Raw genomic sequence first — 16,860 nt, 5'->3', positions numbered from 1 at the left:
CGAGCGCTGGCGGCGCCATTACAACATCTCGAGGCCTCATAGTGCGCTCGGGTATCGGCCGCCTGCGCCGGAAGCGATCTTGCCGCACCCGGCTGGGCCTGCCTACGCTACGCTCCGGCACGCCCAGCCGGGTGCGCCAGAACATGGGCCAACTCTCTCATAACCCATGGATCCCCGTTCGGGGTCAGGCCAGATTGATCTCGTCGAGGAGACGCTGCGCGTCGGCAAGCGGGCGGTCGGGGGTGGCCGGGTGCGCGTGCGCAGTTACGTCGTCGAGACCCCGGTCGAGGAGCAGGTGTCGCTCCGCGAGGAGCATGTCGATATCGAGCGCCGGCCGATGGACCGCGCCCCGACCGCGGCCGATGAGGCGTTGTTCGGCGAGCGCGTGATCGAGGCGACCGAGACCGGCGAGGAAGCCATCATCGCCAAGGAGGCCCGCGTCATCGAGGAAGTCACCCTGCGGAAGGACACCGAGGAGCGGGTCGAGACGGTGCGCGACACGGTTCGGCGCACCGAGCTCGAGGTGGACGATACCCGCACGATCGATGCCACGGGCACCGTCGCTGCGCCAGCGTCGAAGCCGGGTCGTGTGGACCCCGCGCCGCGTCGCTGACCGTCGAAGGTTGGCCGCGGCCGGATAGGAGACGGGCGGGTCCAGGGTGTCCCGCCCCTTCTCCACCATCCTGCGCCTGGGCCGCCCTGGGCCCATGGCGCCGGTCCGGCGCAGCCGTACCGCTCACCCTGATCGAGAGCCGACCCGATGCGTGAGACGACCAGCACCACTCTCCCGGTGGGCGCAGCGCAGGAAGCCACGCTCGCCGCCTTCGGCCTGCGGGAGCTGAGGGCGGTCACCCAGCGCTTCCAGACCGCCGTGCCACGCACCGCCGCGTGGCAGATCGTCGGCACCTTCCTCCCGCTGCTGGCGGTGCTGGCGGCGATGCAGGCCGGCCTCGCCCTGGGCTGGTGGTGGGCCCTGGTGCTGGCCCTGCCGGCGGCGGGGCTGACAGTGCGCGTCTTCGCCCTGCAGCACGACTGCGGGCACGGCTCGCTGTTCCGCACGCCGCGCACCAACGACCTGGTCGGGCGGATCTGCTCGCTTTTCACCTTCACGCCCTACGGGCACTGGCGGCGGCAGCATGCGGGGCACCACGCGGTCTGGAACGACCTCGACCGCCGCGACCGCGGCACCGACATCTACTCCACCTGCGAGACCGTCGCCGAATACCGCGCGATGGGACGCCAGCAGCGGCGGCTCTACCGCATCCTGCGCCACCCGCTGCTCATGCTCCTGCTGTTCCCGCCGCTGGTGTTCCTCGTGCTCTATCGCCTGCCCTATGACGCGCCGCTCGGTTGGGGGCGGGAGCACCGCAGCGTGCACCTGACCAACCTCTCCCTGGCCGTCTTCTACGGCGGGCTGTCTGCGATGCTGGGGGGCTGGCCGGTGGCCGCCGGCGTGATCGCCGTGATGGTGCCGGCGAGCATCGCCGGCGTCTGGCTCTTCTCGGTGCAGCACCGCTTCGAGGGCGTGCACTGGGCGCGCCACGCAGCCTGGGACCGGGTGGCGGCATCGCTCGCGGGTAGTTCCTATCTCCGGCTGCCGGCGGTGCTGCGCTGGCTGACGGCGAGCCTCGGGTTCCACCATGTGCACCATCTCGCGCCGCGGATCCCGAACTACCTGCTGGAGGCCTGTCACGATGCGCATCCGGCTTTCGCCACCGCGCGGGTCGTCACCCTGCGCGAGGCTTTCTCGGCACCCGACCACCTGCTGTGGGACGAGGAGGCCGGCCGCATGGTGACCCTCACAGAAGCCGATCGCATCGCCTCGGCTCCGAGCACGGGATGACGCTCGATCGCCGCAGGCGGTCGTGGTATTCGTCCAGAGAGTGTTCGTTCCTGGTTCCTCTCGCCACACCATTCCTTCCATCAACTCGCTCTCCGGTTGGCCGACGACCGCGCGGAAGCGCAGGTTTGGCCTGGGTTTGCATGGGGACCTCGGGAGTGTGGGACCGCAACGAGGCCGGAAATCGCTCTCCGGAGGGCGGGTTCTATCCAGAGCTGGGGACTTGGCCGATTTAGAGCGTTTAACAAAACGCGCTTTGGCGCGTTGTGTGGGGTATGGCGAAGCCCCTTGTACCTGATGACCTCTGGGCGGCCATTGCACCGCTGCTGCCGCCCACGAAGCCGCGCCCGAAGGGTGGGCGGCCACCGGTGCCGGACCGCGCAGCGCTGACCGGCATCATCTTCGTCCTCAAGACCGGCATCCAGTGGAAAGACCTGCCCGCCGAGATGGGCTGCGGGTCTGGCATGACCTGCTGGCCGTACGTAGCGTCTCGCTTGAGCGTCACGATGAACTCGTCACGCGACAGGGCTTGGGGTTCTGTTGAACTGTAGGAGCCCCAATTATCCCATATGGGTGCGCCTGGTGACAGAAAGGCCGAGAGCGTTAGCCGTTGGATCATAGTGACGCTCTTTGTTTCGAATTGCCATTTGTAGCGAAGAAGCTGCGAGAAAGAAATGAGTCGTCCTACCCGCCGGCAGTCTGGCGGCCGGCATCAAGCGGTTCGCCGCCGGCATCGTCTTCCAAGATCGCCAGCGGCATCCCGGCGTGCCTGCGCGCCGCATGGGGGTAGCGAGAGGCTCGGTGGGAGCCGCCCAAAGCTGCCACTCCGCGCGAGCACGGCTTGGTCGTGGCATGGAATGCGGTTCGATCGTCCGGCCCAAGGAGAGGCTGGTAGAGGCGCCCCGGCCTGTGACCTTATTCCGGATGCCGGAGGCCCGTGCGGCCACCGGCCAATGTGTCGGGAGGTTACCCTGAATGACCATCCGCCGTCGCACACTGCTCCTCACCGCCCTCATGTCGCAGGGGGGTGCATTCGCCCAACCCGTCCCGCGCTGGCAGCCCGACCGTCCTATCCGCGCGGTCGTGCCCTTCGCGCCGGGCGGCTTGGCGGATCTCATGGCTCGGTTGGTAACGGAGCCGGCCTCGACCTTGCTTGGCCAGCCAATCGCCGTCGAGAACCGCACGGGCGGCGCGGCAGGACTCATCGGCACCGACGCGGTCGCCAAGGCGGCGCCGGACGGGTACACGATCCTTATCAACAGCAGCGCGCATGCGATCGCGCCCGCCCTGGTGGCGCGCATGCCCTATGATGCGGCAGGAGACTTCGCGGGCGTCGCAGTGCTCGGCGGCGCGCCGATGGTGCTGGTGTGCCACCCGAGCGTGCCGGCGCGGAGCATGGCCGAACTCCTGGCGCTGCTGCGCGCCAACCCCATGCGGTACAACTTTGCCGGTGCCGGGAGAGGCAGCACGGTGCATCTGACCGGCGAGGTTTTCCGCGCCGCGGCCGAGGTGGAGATCCAGTTCGTACATTACCGCGGCGGCGGACCCGCCCTGCAAGCGGTCATGAGCGGCGAGGCGCAGCTGACGGCGGTCTCGACTGCTGAGGCACTTGGACAGGTCCGCAGTGGCGCAGTACGCGCGCTGGCGGTCAGCGTGCCGGCGCGCAGCCCGGTGCTGCCGGAGGTACCCACCTCGGCCGAGGCGGGACTGCCGGCGTTCCAGCAGGACATCTGGATCGTCGCCGCTGCCCCGGCGCGCACGCCTCCCCAGATCGTCGCCTCGCTGAACGCTGCCTTCAACGCCGCAGCGCGGCAGATCGAGCCGCGGCTCACCGAACTCGGACTGCAGATCAAGACCGAGGTCACCACACCTGATCAGGTGAACGCCTTCATCCGCGCCGAACTCGACCGCTACACGGCGGTGCTCCGGGCGGCAGGGGTGCGGCCCGAATAGCGCGTTCCCGTCGCCCTGGCCGCGGCAAGGCGGCAGAGTCCAGGTCGCGACAAGGTAGTCGCCGCCGCTACTTCTGACCGAGTTGGGGTGAGCTTTTGACCTGGACTGCGACTGTCCCTGGCTGGCATGCCAGACAGAGACGGCGGCGTTGAATTCTTCTGCTTCTGCTGGGCCCTGGGCCCTGGGCCGCGGCATGAGGCACCAGAGCGAGGGTACAAGAAATGCCGCTTCACCATTGGCCTGGACGCCGCCGCATCACAGCCCTCCTGCTGCTCCTGGCTTCCTCCTGTGCTCCCGGCCCGCTGCCGCCGAGCGTGAGGCTGCCGCCCGATGCGGTGGAGGGAGCCGGTGACCCGACCCGGGCCGCCATCATCACGACAGCGAACGTCTTTGCGGCGCCCGGCAGCATTGCCGGGCAGCCGGCCCTGGCAGCGCGCGCCGCGGCGCAACTCGAATACCTCGTCGTCGAGATCCCGACCGGACCGCGCTGGCGCGGCTTCTCGCCCAATGTCTCGCTCGCGCTCGAGAGGACACGGCCGGAGTTGCGGTCCGCTCTGGGCATCGATCCGGCAGCGCCGCCTCAGGCGGTGATCGACAGTCTCTACGCGACCTCCCGCGCGCTGACGGCCGATGACCGCGCAGCCCTGGACCGGATCCTGGTGCCGCCGCTCTATCCGGCGGGTCCTACGGTCACCCTGCAGCGTCTCTCGGCTCTTCCATTCCTGCCGCAGGCCAACTTCGCGACGGCGCTGGCCGCGCGCGAGATGAACCGGCTCGATGATGACGGGGGCCGGCGCGGCTTCGGCGGCTTCAGGTTCTGACGCCTGACCCGGGCAGTGGTGGCTCCTGGATAAGGGGACATTGTGGGGCCGTCGGTTGTCATGTGCCGGCGCCGCCTGCTGTTACAGCGGAGGGGAGGAAGACAGGTTCCATGAGGCCGGCTGGCGATGCATGGCGACCCTCCCTGCAATGGCCACGCCGTACCAGCCGTCGCACGGGGCCTGGCTGTTCTGAGTTTGGCACCCAGAGCTTTCCAGCAGCCCACTCGAACCGCTTCCGTCTCGACTTTGAACCCCCGGCCGGATAGAACATTTCATGAACTCTGCCGCGAGGATTCGCCCGCCATGCCCGACGCCGAGCCCGCCCGCGCCGACCCGGCCGCACAGCGCCGGCTGAGCGGTGGTCGCCTACGCCGAGGCCGCGGCGCGGACGAACTTCTCCCTCCTCGACGGCGCCTCGCACCCGGCCGAACTGGTCACCACGGCCGCAGCCCTCGGGCTGGCCGGGATCGGCATTGCCGATACCAACTCCCTGGCCGGGGTGGTGCGCGCGCATGTCGCGGCGAGGGAGGTCGGGATCCGCCTGGTGCTGCGTGACGGCGCCGAGTACCTCGCCTGGCCCACCGACCGCGCCGCCTACGGCCGGCTGACCCGTTTGCTGTCGCTCGGGCGGACGGACGCCCCCAAGGGAGGGTGCCACATCACCCGCGAGCAGATGCTCGAGCATGCCCCGGGCTGGGTGCTCGCCGCGGTGCCGGGGCGGGCCGAGGACCTCGGGGCGCGGCTCCGGGCCGACGCCGCGGCGCTGCGCGGCCGGCTCGCGCTGCCCCTCCTGGTCGCCGCCACCTGCACGGCCCGGGGCCATGATCGCCACCGCCTCGACACGCTGGCCAGGGTCGCCGGTGCGGCCGGGGCCGAGCTCCTCGCCACCAATGATGTCCGCTACCACGCCCCGGGCCGGCGCCCGCTGGCCGACGTCCTCACCGCCATCCGCCTGGGCACCACGGTCGACGCGCTGGGCTATGCCGCCGAGCCGAACGCGGAGCGCTGCCTCAAGCCGCCGGCCGAGATGGCCCGGCTGTTCGAGGCGCATCCCCAGGCCCTGGCCAACACGCTCCGCGTGTTCGAGGCGGCCGCGGGCTTCTCGCTGGATCAGCTGCGCCACGAGTACCCGGACGAGATCCTGGAGCCGGGCCGGACGCCGCAGGAGACGCTGGTCTCCCGGGTTGCCGCTGCAGTCCGCGAGCGCTGGCCCGAGGGCGCGCCGGACGACCTTCGGCGGCGCCTCCGGCATGATCTGAGGCTGATCGCCGAGCTCGGCTACGCCCCCTACTTCCTGACCGTGGATGAGGTGGTCCGCTTCGCCCGGCAGCGCGGCATCCTCTGCCAGGGGCGCGGCTCGGCGGCCAACTCGGCGGTGTGCTACGTGCTCGGCATCACCGCGGTCGACCCCGAGAAGCACGACCTGCTGTTCGAGCGCTTCGTCTCGGCCTCCCGCAACGAGCCGCCCGACATCGACGTGGACTTCGAGCACGAGCGGCGCGAGGAGGTGATCCAGCACGTCTACGAGCGCTACGGCCGCGACCGGGCGGCCATCGTCGGCACGGTGATCCGCTTCCGCGCCCGCTCGGCCGTGCGCGAAGTGGGCAAGGCGCTTGGGCTCTCGGAGGACATCACCGGCCGGCTCGCCGCCGTAACCTGGGGCGCGGGGCGGGAGAGGGACCTGGCCGGGATCGCCGCGGCCGAGGGCCTCGACCCCGCCGACCGGCGCCTGGCCCTCGCGGTCGAGCTCGCCGAGGAGATCCAGGACTTCCCCCGCCACCTCGCCACCCATGTCGGCGGCTTCGTCATCACCCGCGGCCCGCTGGTCGAGGTGGCGGTGGTCACCAATGCAGCCATGCCCGGCCGCACCGTGCTGGAATGGGACAAGGACGACATCGACGTGCTCGGCATGATGAAGGTCGATCTGCTGGCGCTCGGGATGCTGTCCTGCCTGCGGCGCGGCTTCGCGCTGCTGCGGCAGCACCGCGGCATCAGTCTCGACCTCGCGGCCGTACCGCGCGACTGTCCTGAGACCTATGCCATGCTGCACCGGGCCGACAGGCCCGGCATTGCTTGCTGCCGTCCTTCTCCTCCAGCCACTCGCCAAGCCCGCAGAGGCGGAGACCGGTGCTGTCCACCAGCAGGTGCACCGGCGCGCTCCTCGCCTTCGGCCGCGCCATCTCCAAGGTCTCGGCCCGACGGCTGAGGGTACTGTGGTCCGGCACCGGCAGATCGAGACCGAGCAACTGCAGGACGGAGGCGATCAGCCTCTCGGTCTGGCGCAGCGCCAGACGGAACACGGTCCGCAGCGTCAGGGCCGTGGCGATGGCCAGCGGGGAGTAGGCGGGCTGCCTGCCCCGGCCGGTGCGCGACTCGGCCGTCCAGGCCTCGACCGCCTCCGGCGTGAACCACACGGTGAGGCTGCCGCGGGCGCGCAGGCCGGCGTCCTACTCGGCCCAGTTGGTCACTGTGATGGCGCCGAGCGGCGTTCGCTTTGAACGGCAAGAGGGGTGCCCCTGCAGGGTCAAGGGGGGCTCGCCCCGGCCTCACCCTACCCGAAGCCACCTAGGCGGGCGACCGATGCAACAAAGTGGCAAAGCGGTCCAAGGCGCCGGTTAAGCGCAAGGCCGGCCGGCAGCGACCCGGTCGCCACGCGTTTTCGGCGTGCTGTCCGGCCCAGGGCGGGGCGCGATAGCTTCGCCCCGCTGCGTGGCGTCAGGCCTTCGGCTTGGCCGAATAGGCTCCGCCGGCCGCCCGCACCTCGGCCGCCGTCTTCGCGGTGCGCAACCGCGCCAGATGCTCGGCCTCGCCGGCCAGCATCTTCTCGGCGTTCGCCAGCACCTGGGCGGCGCGGTCGGCAGGGAACTTCACCGCGCCGTTCTCGTCCATGTGGATCAACTCGCCTGGCGCGACATCCATGCCGCCGACCGAGACCGGCACGTTCACCGCCTGCACCGCCATCTCGCCATGCCCGGCCGTGACGCCGCCGAGCAGCAACTGGAAGCCGAGCTTTCGGATTGCATCGACGTCCCGCGAGGGCCCGTTCGAGAGCATGCCGATACAGCCGACAGACATCATGGAGGTGACCATGATCTCGCCAGCGAGCCCGGCCTTCGCCATCAGCTCCGGCGGCCATTTCTGCTGGATGACCAGGATGGTCGGCTTCGGCATGGCATCAAGCGCGTCGATCACGTCCATGAAGCTGAGCCGACCACTGTAGTTGGGATCCGGCAGGCCGTAGACACAGGTGACGGCGTGGCCGATGACCGGCCCCATCTCCGGATAGATGCAGCGGATCGAAGCGTCGGTGTACCAGTTCTCGGTCCAGGGATTGTACAGCCCGAGACAGAGCGGGTTCTTTGGATAGGTCGCCACGACATTGGTGATGGTCGGCGTGTCGATCTTGCGCAGTCCGGCGAAGATCTCGTTCTTGCTGGTCGCCATGCCGGCGTTCTCCCCTGGTCAGTGGGCGCATGGTCGCGAGCCGGGCGCCCCTCGTCCAGGTCGCTCCGCAGGCCCTCGATGGGGCTCACCCCCGTTGGCCGGGATCATATAGGCGGCGAGGCTGGCCTGCAGTTCTCTGCCGTACCGCTGATTGGGGTGGTGCCGGGCCGATCCAGGCGCACCCGGGCCTGGTGCGCTTCGTCTGTGGCCACCCTCCCAAGCCGTGCATTTATATAAGCGGACCTGGAGTGGTGGATGGAGGCATCCCGCCGGCAGCGCGATCACCGGGCGCCACCGCACTGATCAGAGATCCTCATCCCAGCTGGACGGGCTCGTTTCCTGTCCCGACGACCCTTGCACGACATCGCACCCGAACCGGATCTTCGTAGCCGCACGGGTCCCTCCGCCCGCGCGACACAGAATTGCCCTTTAGCCTCTGTAGCGCAGCGCCTCGGCCACCAGAGCGAAGGCCAGCGTGAGTTGACGGCGACTGCGGGCTGTCCAGACGTCATTTTATTTCAAATAACGCAATATGAACCCCTGGGCGTCCGGCCTCGCCATGCCGAATTGGCAGTCGGGCGGCGCCGCTTCAGCCCGGATGATGTCATGACGGTTGCCTCCGACGCGTGCGATGCAGCGTGCGATGCAGCGCCTGGGACGGCAGCAGCGCGCAGCTGATGCCGGCCACCATCGCCGCGTAGGCCAGGGCCGCATGCGGGAGGAGGCCGGGCAGGGCGTGCAGCACCAAGGCGTCGTTGCCGCCCGGCACCAGCGCGGCGCCGGCGCCCATCAAGATCCCGCCGCCCAGCCCACGCATCGCAGCCATCCACGTCAGCTGACGCGGCCGGAACCCGTCCCGCGCTCCAACACCAAAAATGACGCCGGCGAGGAGGGCAAGAAACAATACTGGGGCCAGTGCCGTGGGCGCTGGCCCGACCCGCGCCGCCCAGGCGGTGCCCTGGGCTAGCGCCGCGGTGTACATCCAGGGTCCGTGCAATACGTAGAGCACACCTCCCGCGAGCCCGATCGCGGCCATGACCCGGCCGATGCGGTCCTCCGGCGCGCGGCGCCACAGACGCATGACCTCCCACGCCGCCCAGGTCCAGACGGCGGCGAGCAGCGCCAGGGACCAGGGCTCCGGCTGGACGAGCGGGCTCGGCCGCGGCAGAGGCACGGGCAGCAGCAGACCGATCCATAGCTCATGCATGGCAAAGCCGAGGCCAAGGCCTAGCAGGGCGAAGCCGGCGCCCATGTTGCCCATGGCCAGGTGGGTGAGCGTGGAGAAAGCGCAGCCGCCGTTGATCACGGCGCCTATCCCGAACAGGAAGCCACCGACCGCGACCGGCCAGTCCGGCCGGTAGCCGAACGCCAGATGCGGTTCCGGGGCCACCGTCCAGGCCAGCGGCAAGGTGACCGTCACCACCCAGGCCGAGCATTTCAGGAAGCCCAGGAACAGTGTGCCGCCTCGCCCTTCGAGCAGGTCCTGCATGGCACGGACCGCGCAGATGCCACCATATGCCGCGGCGAAGCCAACCAGCGCAGCCAGGCCGATCGACAATGCAATGATAAGCGCGCCCGGCGGCATGGCTCCACTCCGCGCGATGCCAAGGGATGAGGAGGCTAGCCCTCACCCCCGCCCTGCCACAATGGTCCTGCCGGACCGCCCGCGGGGTCGGGCGGGTCGCGTTCGGCGCGCCGACGGGACCTCCAGGCTGCCGCTGCGGCTGTGGCCGCAAACCTTCGCGGGACTGGCTGGGACCGACTACGAGACAGTAGACGCCGCGGGAACGCCTGCCGACGCCCAGGCCACCACGGGGCGCGAGCCCGACTGCGAGGTGGTGTCCCGCTCCGCCGCAGAGGTCGTCCGGCATCATCGCCCGCCCCTGGTGCGCATGAGTGCGGCGAAACGGTCGTCCCGCCGCAGCCTACGCCGAAGGGCCAGGACGGCATCGAGGCTCGCGCCGTCGCCGACTGCGGCAGCGCGCTCGGCCAGGAGGCGGAGGAAGACATCGCGCTGCGCGCGGCTGCCGCCAAGGCGATTGAGACCGTCCAGCGCAGTCCCGATCCCCGTTGGGCTACCGGCGCCCTTGCCGCTGGCCAGGATCGCCCGCGCGAGCGGGATGCCGACCAGCGCCGCCACCTGCGACTGGTCGCCACAGCCCGAAGCGGCTTCTGCCTCGAGCGCGGCCACGGTCTCGCGTGCAGCGGGGAGGTCGCCGACCGCGGCGAGCGCCAGCAGACGATGCAGTACTGCGAAGACCAGCGTTGTCTCGCGCCGGCGGCGCGCCGCGACCTCGGCCAACTCCCGCCAGCGGTCGCCGACATCGATGCCCTCCTGCCGCAGGCGCTCCAGCAGCGAGGCGGCATTGGCGTAGTCGCGGAAGTCCTCGCCCGGGCCGGGGCGGACCTCCCGGTCGTAGAGGTCGAGAGCCGCTTCCTGCCGGCCGCGCTCAAGATGGAACAGGGCGAGGTGCCAGGCCAGGTGGAAGGCGAAGTTGTTGCACCCCGCCCAGGCCGGCCGCGCCCCCTCGATCCAGGCGATGCCCGCCTCCGCCTGCCCCCGCATCTCATGCACATGCGCAACGGCGTGCAGCGCCCAGGCGTCGCGCGACTCGAGCCCCATGGCGCGCCGGCCGAAACGCTCCGCGCCGGCGAGGTCGCCGACCTCGCCCAGCGCGAAGGCGTGGCAGCCGAGGAGGAAGCCGTAGCCCTGCATTTCCGGTGTGCAGGCCCGCAGTGCCGCATGGGTTGTCCGGAGCATGCCCGGCACGTCCCCGGCCATGAAGCGCAGCGTGTGCGAGAGCTTGAGCAGGAGCAGAGCCTGCGGGCTATGGGCCAGAGCGAGGTCGAGCCGGTCCGCCGCCGCCAGCAGACGCCCCTCGCTGCCCAGGGCGAGGGTATCGAACAGGGCGCGCTCATCCCCGGTGCAGCCGGCACCGCGTTCCGACAGTGCCGCCTCGGCGCGGGCCAATGCCGCTCGTGCGGCAGCCATCGTTTCCGGACGGGCGAGGATCACCTGCGCGAGGCCGCGCAGCGCGTGGGCGGCCACGAGATGCGGGTCGGCCGCCAGCGCGCGGTCCAGCGCAGCGGCAGCGTCCGGGCGGTGCGCCACGACCGCCTCGACGGCCTGCGCGAAGGCGAGGCATGCGCCGACGGAGGCGGCCCGGTGGTGGGTGCCATAGCGGTCCACCAGTGGGGCTGGCGAGGTCAGGGTCAGCCTGGACGCGGTGAGGAGGGTCATGGGCCGAGTTCCGGGATCGGGTTCGGTGGGGCTGTTCTGGCCCGTGGCACGCATCCTCCTGCCGGCCGGACACCATCTCCACTGCCGCTGCGGCATTAGCGGCATAGCGTCCGGGCATCCTGGCTCCGGCCTGGCCCTGGCAGATGGCGTGGAGAAACCACGCCAGGGGCTCCATGCCCGATGGCGTGTCGGCCACGTAAGCCAAGAACCTTGCGGGATCCGGCGGTCCGCCCTTGCGTCCACATCAGGTCCCGCAGCCGCGGCGAGGCTGAGGGACGAGAGCATAAGGCAACTTTCTTAGTCGTTCTCAGCCCGCCGCCTGGGGGATGGGTGCGACAAGACCGACACGACTGCGGCCACGCTCCGCCAACCAAGCCACAAGGGCAAGGGCTGCCACGCCGGCAGCGATGAGGAGCGGGTCGAGCCAAGTCGCCGCCTCCGGATGCAGCCGCAGCGTCGTTGTCGTACCCCAGGCCAGAAACAGTCCCGCGCAGAAGACCCGTAGACTGTTCCGCCCGATGCAGGCGAGCATCCGGCCCAGCGGGAGACGCATCCAGGCGACCTCTCTCGGCACCAGAACCGCGACCAGGTAGGCGAGCGAGAGCGCATGGAGCAGCCGTGCCGGCGCCAGCACCTCCTTGTGCGCCAGTACCGCCGTCGCGAAGACCGGACCAGGAAGGAGGCCGTATCCGACCAGCCGCGCCCAAAGCCCGAAGAGAACCATCGCCGCTGCCCCTGCCAGCAGCAGGGCGCTCCGCGACACGATGGGCCCGTGCAGCAGGCTGCGATGGCCGATCCAAGCCCCCAGGAGGAACAGGAACTGCCAGGCCAGGGGATCGAAGGCGATCCCGTTCTCAAAGAGCGTCGGGGTCGCCACCCATCTGCCCTGCACGGCGGCATAGAGGGCGACAGACGGCAGCAAGGCCCAGGCGCCAGCCCGGTGCGCCAGCGACAGAAAACCGGGTAGCAGCAGCATGCAGCCGACGAAGACCGGCAGAATGCCCATGAGGTCGGGCTGGTAAAGCAGGGCCGCCGCCGCGGGCACCGCCACCCAGGGCCGCTCGACCAGCAGCGTCCAGTGCAGCCGCGCCACTTCGCCAGGGAGAAGGCGCATCGCCTCGGCACCAAGGACCAGGGCGGCGAAGGCGCAGAGAACCGCCAGATGCGTCCCGTACAGCTGTATGGTTCGCCGCAGCAGGTCCGCCCGCGCTCTCCCGAAGCTGTCACGGGTCATCTTGAGGGCGAAGACCGAGCCGAGCGTCAGGCCGGAGAGCAAGACGAACTGCTCGGAACTGTCGGACAAGCCCCAGGAGGCGTGGATGCCCCAGATGAACCGCGTTCCCGCGACGTGCGAGATGAAGATGGAAATCTGCATCCAGCCGCGGAGCACATCGAGGCGCAGGTCGCGCGGCGGGCGGACCGGCACGGTGCCTCGGGTCATCGCTTCCTCCAAGTCCGGTGATGCCTCCAGGGCGCCCCATCATGACGTGAATGAGCCCCCTGTGGTTCAGGCCGCGGCCGGGCGTAAGCGTCCCGCGATGCGGCGGGCAAGCGCCAGGAGTTCGTCGCGCCGCACCCAGGCAATGAGCAGCCCCATGAGAAAGGTGAAGCAGGCCTCCTTGAACAGGACGCCGCCATCGCCGTAGGGGTCGATGCCCAAGGGGCTGACCGTGTGGAAGAAGATTGCCCCGCTCATGATTCCGACGGTGAGCAATCCGCCGAGGGCCTGGCTGCGCGGGATCAGCACCAGAACCGCAGCGACGATCTCGATGAGTGCGACGAAGAGGCGGAACGGCTTCTCCCCGCCTGGCGTGCCGAGCCAATCCGAGAGGATGGTGAAGAGGTAGACCGAGCCCTCGTTGCCGGTCAGCTTGAACTGCTCGTACCAGAGCAGCTCATAGGCGATCCACAGCGCAGCTGGCCAGCAGAGCAGCCGCAACGTACGCTGGAGACCGAGCCCGCGGTGGAGCGTGGTGGTGGACATGGCCGTCATTCCTTCCTGAGGAGGAGGTCCCGGCGCCGCCGCAGGAACGGCGCCTGCGATCCGGTCAGCGGTCGTACTCCACCGAGTACATGCCGCCACCGCGCTGCACGAGGCGCGGCGTCCCGCCGCTGCCGAGGGACATGGTCGGCGCCGCCATATCGTAGATCACCTCGAGCATGCCGTTGACGTTCTCGAGCCGCAGGACTCGCTTTGATTGCGGCGCGCCGGGGCCCATGTCGTAGATGATGGCGATGCCGCCGCCATCCTGGCTGATCATCACCTCGCGCACGCTGCGCTCACCGACCGCGACCCCGGTCTGCATCCGCTGGCCGGGCTGAATCGGTGCCGCCTGCTGCGCCAGAGCCGACGCGGTGAAGGCCATGGTGGCGAAGGCAAGAAGGATCTTGCGCATGGTCTGTCTCCCTCATGTCCGGGACGCATCCTGCGTCCGGTTCGGTGGCACTCGTCCGGCGCCGAGGCCTCGTATTCGATGCCCGGCATCCGGTCTCCCTCAGTGGGCGGTCCAGCCGCCATCAACCGGCAGCGCCGTGCCGGTGATGGAGGCAGCTGCGGCGGAACAGAGGAAGGCAGCCGTGGCCGCAACCTCCTCTACTGTGGCGAAGCGCCGCGTCGGCTGCTCCGCCAGGAACACCTTGCGGACGACCTCCTCCTCGGGGAGGCCGTGCGCCGCGGCTTGCTGCGCGACCTGGCTGGCGACGAGCGGCGTCCAGACATAGCCTGGGCAGACGGCGTTGCAGGTCACCCCGCTCTCGGCCGTCTCCAGCGCCACGACCTTGGTCAGGCCGACCACGCCATGCTTCGCCGCGACATAGGCAGACTTGAAGGGGGAGGCGACCAGCCCGTGCGCCGAAGCGACATTGATGATGCGCCCGAAGCGCCTCTCCTTCATCCGTGGCAGCACTGCCCGCGTGGCGTGGAACGTCGCGGAGAGGTTAATCGCAAGAACCGCGTCCCAGCGCTCCGGCGGGAAGTCCTCGATCGGTGCGACGTGCTGGATTCCGGCGTTGTTCACCAGGATGTCGCAAGGGCCGAAGGCCCGCGCGGTGCGCTCGACCAGACACGCGATCTCGCCGGGCTCTAACATATTGGCGTCGTCGTGCCGCACCGGCACGGCGTGCGCCTCGGCCAGGCGCCGGCACGTTGCCTCGATCTCCACCTCCGGGCCGAAGCCGTTCAGCACCACGGCGGCGCCACACGCGGCCAGTGCCTCAGCGATGCCGAGGCCGATGCCGGAGGTTGACCCGGTCACAATGGCCACCCGGCCCTCGTGCTCGCGCGCCGGGCCGGCGCACTCGCTCAGGCCGGCAGGGGTCATGATGCTCGTCATGGCGCTCTCCTCGCCCCGGATCAGGCGGGGACAGGCTGCGCCGGCCGAGCTGGCTGCGGCCAATGCCGGCTGGGCAGGGAAGCGATCAGCGCTGCTTATGGCGGCGGCCGGAGTGCCGGTGCTAGCCTCCCGACGCCATGCCGCCGGGCCCCGTCGTGGAAGGAGAGCCGCCATGGAGATCCATGAGATCCGCTACTTCCTGGCCGTCTGCCGCACCCTGAATTTCACCAAGGCGGCGGAACAATGCAACGTCACCCAACCGGCGCTGACCCGCGCCGTCCAGAAACTGGAGAACGAGCTAGGTGGCCTGCTCTTCTCGCGCGAGCGCGGGAATACCCACCTGACTGAGCTCGGCCGATTGATGCAGCCGCACCTCGAGGAGGTGCTGGCGCGCACCGTGGCCGCCAAAGAACAGGCGGGCCGCTTCCTGCGGCTGGAGAGCGCGCATCTGCGCCTGGGCGTCATGTGCACCATCGGGCCGCTGCGTTTCGTCGGCTTCCTTAACCACTTCCGGACGGACCATCCAGGGATCGAACTGACGCTGACCGAGAATGTGTTGGTGCGCCTGTCCGAGGCGCTGCTGGGGGGCGAGCTCGACGTGGCGGTGATGGCCAAGGCGGACGGCTTCGACGAGCGGCTGCGGGCCGAACCGCTCTACTCCGAGCGCTTCGTGGTCGCCTGCTCGGTCGGGCACCCCTTCGCCCGCCGCAATGCGATCGCGATGCGGGAAATGGACGGGCAGATCTACCTGCAGCGGATCAACTGCGAGTTCCGCGACGTGTTGCGCGAGCAGTGCGAGGCCTGTGGCGCGCAGATCGTCCGCTCCTACCGCAGCGAGCGAGAGGACTGGATCCAGACTATGGTAGCGGCGGGTATGGGCGTCTGCTTCCTGCCGGAGTTCTCGGCGACGCACCCTGGCGTGGTGGTGCGCCCCGTGCAGGATCCCGAAGTGCAGCGCGAGGTTTGCCTGGTGACCGTCGCCGGGCGACGCTGGTCTCCCGCGCTCTCAAGCTTCGTGCAGGCCATCCGCCGCTATCGGTGGCCCAAGGCGGTCGAGACCTTGCCCGCCCTGACGCCGGTGGAGGCATAGAGACGCTACTGCAGCGCCACTACCGCTGGCGTCGTGTCGGCACGGGAGCGGGCATGGGCGGAGCGGATCCCCCCGATAGTCTCGAGGCATCATAAGCATAATCGGGGGGCATTTCCGATCGCCGGTGGAGTTCTGGATCCTGTCCTGCGTGCGGCGGAATCGCTGCCGCATCTGGAGCCGGGAAAGGAGGAGCCACCATGAAATTCGGTACCCAGAGGCCCCGTGCGACCTGGCGGAGTTTGGGCCTGGCAGGGATCTACACGGCCGCGATGCTCGCTGGCGGTGGAGCCGTGGCTGAAGCCGGGCAGTGCCCCGTGGACAAGGTAATCGCCCCAGCCAGCAGTGATCCACCGCGTGGTGCCGCCACGACACCGAAGGACGTGACGGACACGGTGATCGGCTCCATCGACCTGCGGCAGGAGGAGGCGGTGGGCGTGAACAACCGCCTGTTCCGGCTGCGCCGTCTGGTGGTGCAGCCGGGCGGCGTGGTGCCCTGGCACAGCCATGGCAACCGCCCAGCACTGATCTACATTGTCGAGGGCGAGATCACTGAATACGCCAGCACCTGCTCGGTGCCGATCCTGCATCGCGCCGGCGAGACCGCGCCCGAGACGCACGCCACCGCGCATTGGTGGAAGAACATCGGGCGCAAGCCGGTGGTGCTGCTCTCGGCCGACCTCTTTCCGACCACCGATACGCATACCGACGCGCACACGATGTAACGGGGGCTTGCCCCAGCCCTCCACTGTGCGGCGCCCGTCGCAACGGACGCCGCACCTTCCGATCATCGCATCGTCCGGGAGCGGCAGCCATGTCCACGGCACAGCTCGATGTGACGTCACGGGGGCAAATGCTTCACCGATCCAGTGGCACGCTGTTGCGCACGGTCGCCATCGCCCTGACCGCCTTTTTGACGGTGGTGGACCTGTTCGCGACACAGGCCATCCTGGCCTGACCCCGAACGGGGATCCATGGGTTATGAGAGAGTTGGCCCATGTTCTGGCGCACCCGGCTGGGCGCGCCGGAGCGTAGCGTAGGCAGGCCCAGCCGGGTGCGGCAAGATCGCTTCCGGCGCAGGCGGCCGATACCCGAGCGCACTATGAGGCCTCGAGATGTTGTAATGGCGCCGCCAGCGCTCG

16 protein-coding genes and 3 pseudogenes are annotated in these 16,860 nt (G+C 69.7%); 10 read left to right on the top strand and 9 right to left on the bottom strand.

All coding sequences use genetic code 11. The annotated features are described in order from the left end of the window. From LHA35_RS26015 to LHA35_RS25985, 7 genes and pseudogenes are all read left to right on the top strand, one after another. On the top strand, nucleotides 1-163 hold a 163-nt coding region (locus LHA35_RS26015; protein WP_226613913.1), incomplete at its 5' end, for a transposase. 3 nt (nucleotides 164-166) lie between these two features. Continuing rightward, nucleotides 167-613, top strand: coding sequence for a YsnF/AvaK domain-containing protein (locus LHA35_RS26010; protein ID WP_226613910.1), 447 nt, complete (start codon nucleotides 167-169; stop codon nucleotides 611-613). 147 nt (nucleotides 614-760) lie between these two features. Then, the gene (locus LHA35_RS26005; protein ID WP_226613909.1) at nucleotides 761-1,843 is read left to right on the top strand and encodes a fatty acid desaturase family protein; all 1,083 of its coding nucleotides are present in this window, start codon (nucleotides 761-763) and stop codon (nucleotides 1,841-1,843) included. Nucleotides 1,844-2,115: 272 nt separating this feature from the next. After that, a pseudogene (locus LHA35_RS26000) lies at nucleotides 2,116-2,316 on the top strand (transposase); the annotation flags it as partial. Nucleotides 2,317-2,815: 499 nt separating this feature from the next. Next, on the top strand, nucleotides 2,816-3,793 hold the full coding sequence (locus tag LHA35_RS25995) for a Bug family tripartite tricarboxylate transporter substrate binding protein (RefSeq protein ID WP_226613907.1): 978 nt from the start codon (nucleotides 2,816-2,818) through the stop codon (nucleotides 3,791-3,793). A gap of 314 nt (nucleotides 3,794-4,107) precedes the next feature. Next, nucleotides 4,108-4,614 (top strand): hypothetical protein, encoded by a 507-nt coding sequence (locus LHA35_RS25990; protein ID WP_226613906.1) that lies wholly within the window; start codon nucleotides 4,108-4,110, stop codon nucleotides 4,612-4,614. Nucleotides 4,615-4,972: 358 nt separating this feature from the next. Further along, a pseudogene (locus LHA35_RS25985) lies at nucleotides 4,973-6,535 on the top strand (PHP domain-containing protein); the annotation flags it as partial. A 133-nt stretch (nucleotides 6,536-6,668) separates the two neighbouring features. On the opposite strand, the pseudogene LHA35_RS25980 reads toward LHA35_RS25985, so the two are convergent. From LHA35_RS25980 to LHA35_RS25945, 8 genes and pseudogenes are all read right to left on the bottom strand, one after another. Further along, nucleotides 6,669-7,119 (bottom strand): annotated as a pseudogene (locus tag LHA35_RS25980) (transposase); the annotation flags it as partial. A 210-nt stretch (nucleotides 7,120-7,329) separates the two neighbouring features. Then, complete coding sequence (locus LHA35_RS25975) at nucleotides 7,330-8,058, bottom strand: RraA family protein (RefSeq protein ID WP_226613904.1); 729 nt, start codon at nucleotides 8,056-8,058, stop codon at nucleotides 7,330-7,332. A 604-nt stretch (nucleotides 8,059-8,662) separates the two neighbouring features. Then, entirely contained in the window at nucleotides 8,663-9,643 is a 981-nt protein-coding gene (locus LHA35_RS25970) for a YeeE/YedE thiosulfate transporter family protein (RefSeq protein ID WP_226613902.1), read from the bottom strand. Nucleotides 9,644-9,928: 285 nt separating this feature from the next. Beyond that, nucleotides 9,929-11,299 carry a hypothetical protein gene (locus tag LHA35_RS25965; RefSeq protein ID WP_226613900.1) on the bottom strand — a complete coding sequence of 457 codons (1,371 nt, stop codon included), beginning with the start codon at nucleotides 11,297-11,299 and terminating at the stop codon, nucleotides 9,929-9,931. Between the two features lie 307 nt (nucleotides 11,300-11,606). Continuing rightward, complete coding sequence (gene opgC / locus LHA35_RS25960) at nucleotides 11,607-12,752, bottom strand: OpgC domain-containing protein (protein WP_226613899.1); 1,146 nt, start codon at nucleotides 12,750-12,752, stop codon at nucleotides 11,607-11,609. 54 nt (nucleotides 12,753-12,806) lie between these two features. Further along, entirely contained in the window at nucleotides 12,807-13,283 is a 477-nt protein-coding gene (locus LHA35_RS25955) for a DoxX family protein (RefSeq protein WP_226613897.1), read from the bottom strand. Between the two features lie 64 nt (nucleotides 13,284-13,347). Then, on the bottom strand, nucleotides 13,348-13,695 hold the full coding sequence (locus LHA35_RS25950; RefSeq protein ID WP_226613896.1) for a hypothetical protein: 348 nt from the start codon (nucleotides 13,693-13,695) through the stop codon (nucleotides 13,348-13,350). A gap of 99 nt (nucleotides 13,696-13,794) precedes the next feature. Continuing rightward, nucleotides 13,795-14,631 carry a 3-hydroxybutyrate dehydrogenase gene (locus tag LHA35_RS25945; RefSeq protein WP_226613895.1) on the bottom strand — a complete coding sequence of 279 codons (837 nt, stop codon included), beginning with the start codon at nucleotides 14,629-14,631 and terminating at the stop codon, nucleotides 13,795-13,797. Nucleotides 14,632-14,803: 172 nt separating this feature from the next. Between LHA35_RS25945 and LHA35_RS25940 the strand changes: the two genes are divergently transcribed. From LHA35_RS25940 to LHA35_RS25930, 3 genes are all read left to right on the top strand, one after another. Then, complete coding sequence (locus tag LHA35_RS25940) at nucleotides 14,804-15,721, top strand: LysR family transcriptional regulator (protein WP_226613894.1); 918 nt, start codon at nucleotides 14,804-14,806, stop codon at nucleotides 15,719-15,721. Nucleotides 15,722-15,918: 197 nt separating this feature from the next. Continuing rightward, entirely contained in the window at nucleotides 15,919-16,443 is a 525-nt protein-coding gene (locus LHA35_RS25935) for a cupin domain-containing protein (protein WP_226613893.1), read from the top strand. Between the two features lie 89 nt (nucleotides 16,444-16,532). Beyond that, entirely contained in the window at nucleotides 16,533-16,676 is a 144-nt protein-coding gene (locus LHA35_RS25930) for a hypothetical protein (RefSeq protein WP_226613892.1), read from the top strand. 21 nt (nucleotides 16,677-16,697) lie between these two features. Here the strand turns inward: LHA35_RS25930 and LHA35_RS25925 are convergent. Then, the coding region (locus tag LHA35_RS25925) for a transposase (RefSeq protein ID WP_226613912.1) at nucleotides 16,698-16,860 on the bottom strand (163 nt) is incomplete at its 5' end.

It is taken from the genome of Roseicella aerolata (assembly GCF_020523605.1).
GTDB lineage: Bacteria > Pseudomonadota > Alphaproteobacteria > Acetobacterales > Acetobacteraceae > Paracraurococcus > Paracraurococcus aerolatus.
This window is presented reverse-complemented; position numbering and strand designations above follow the sequence as displayed.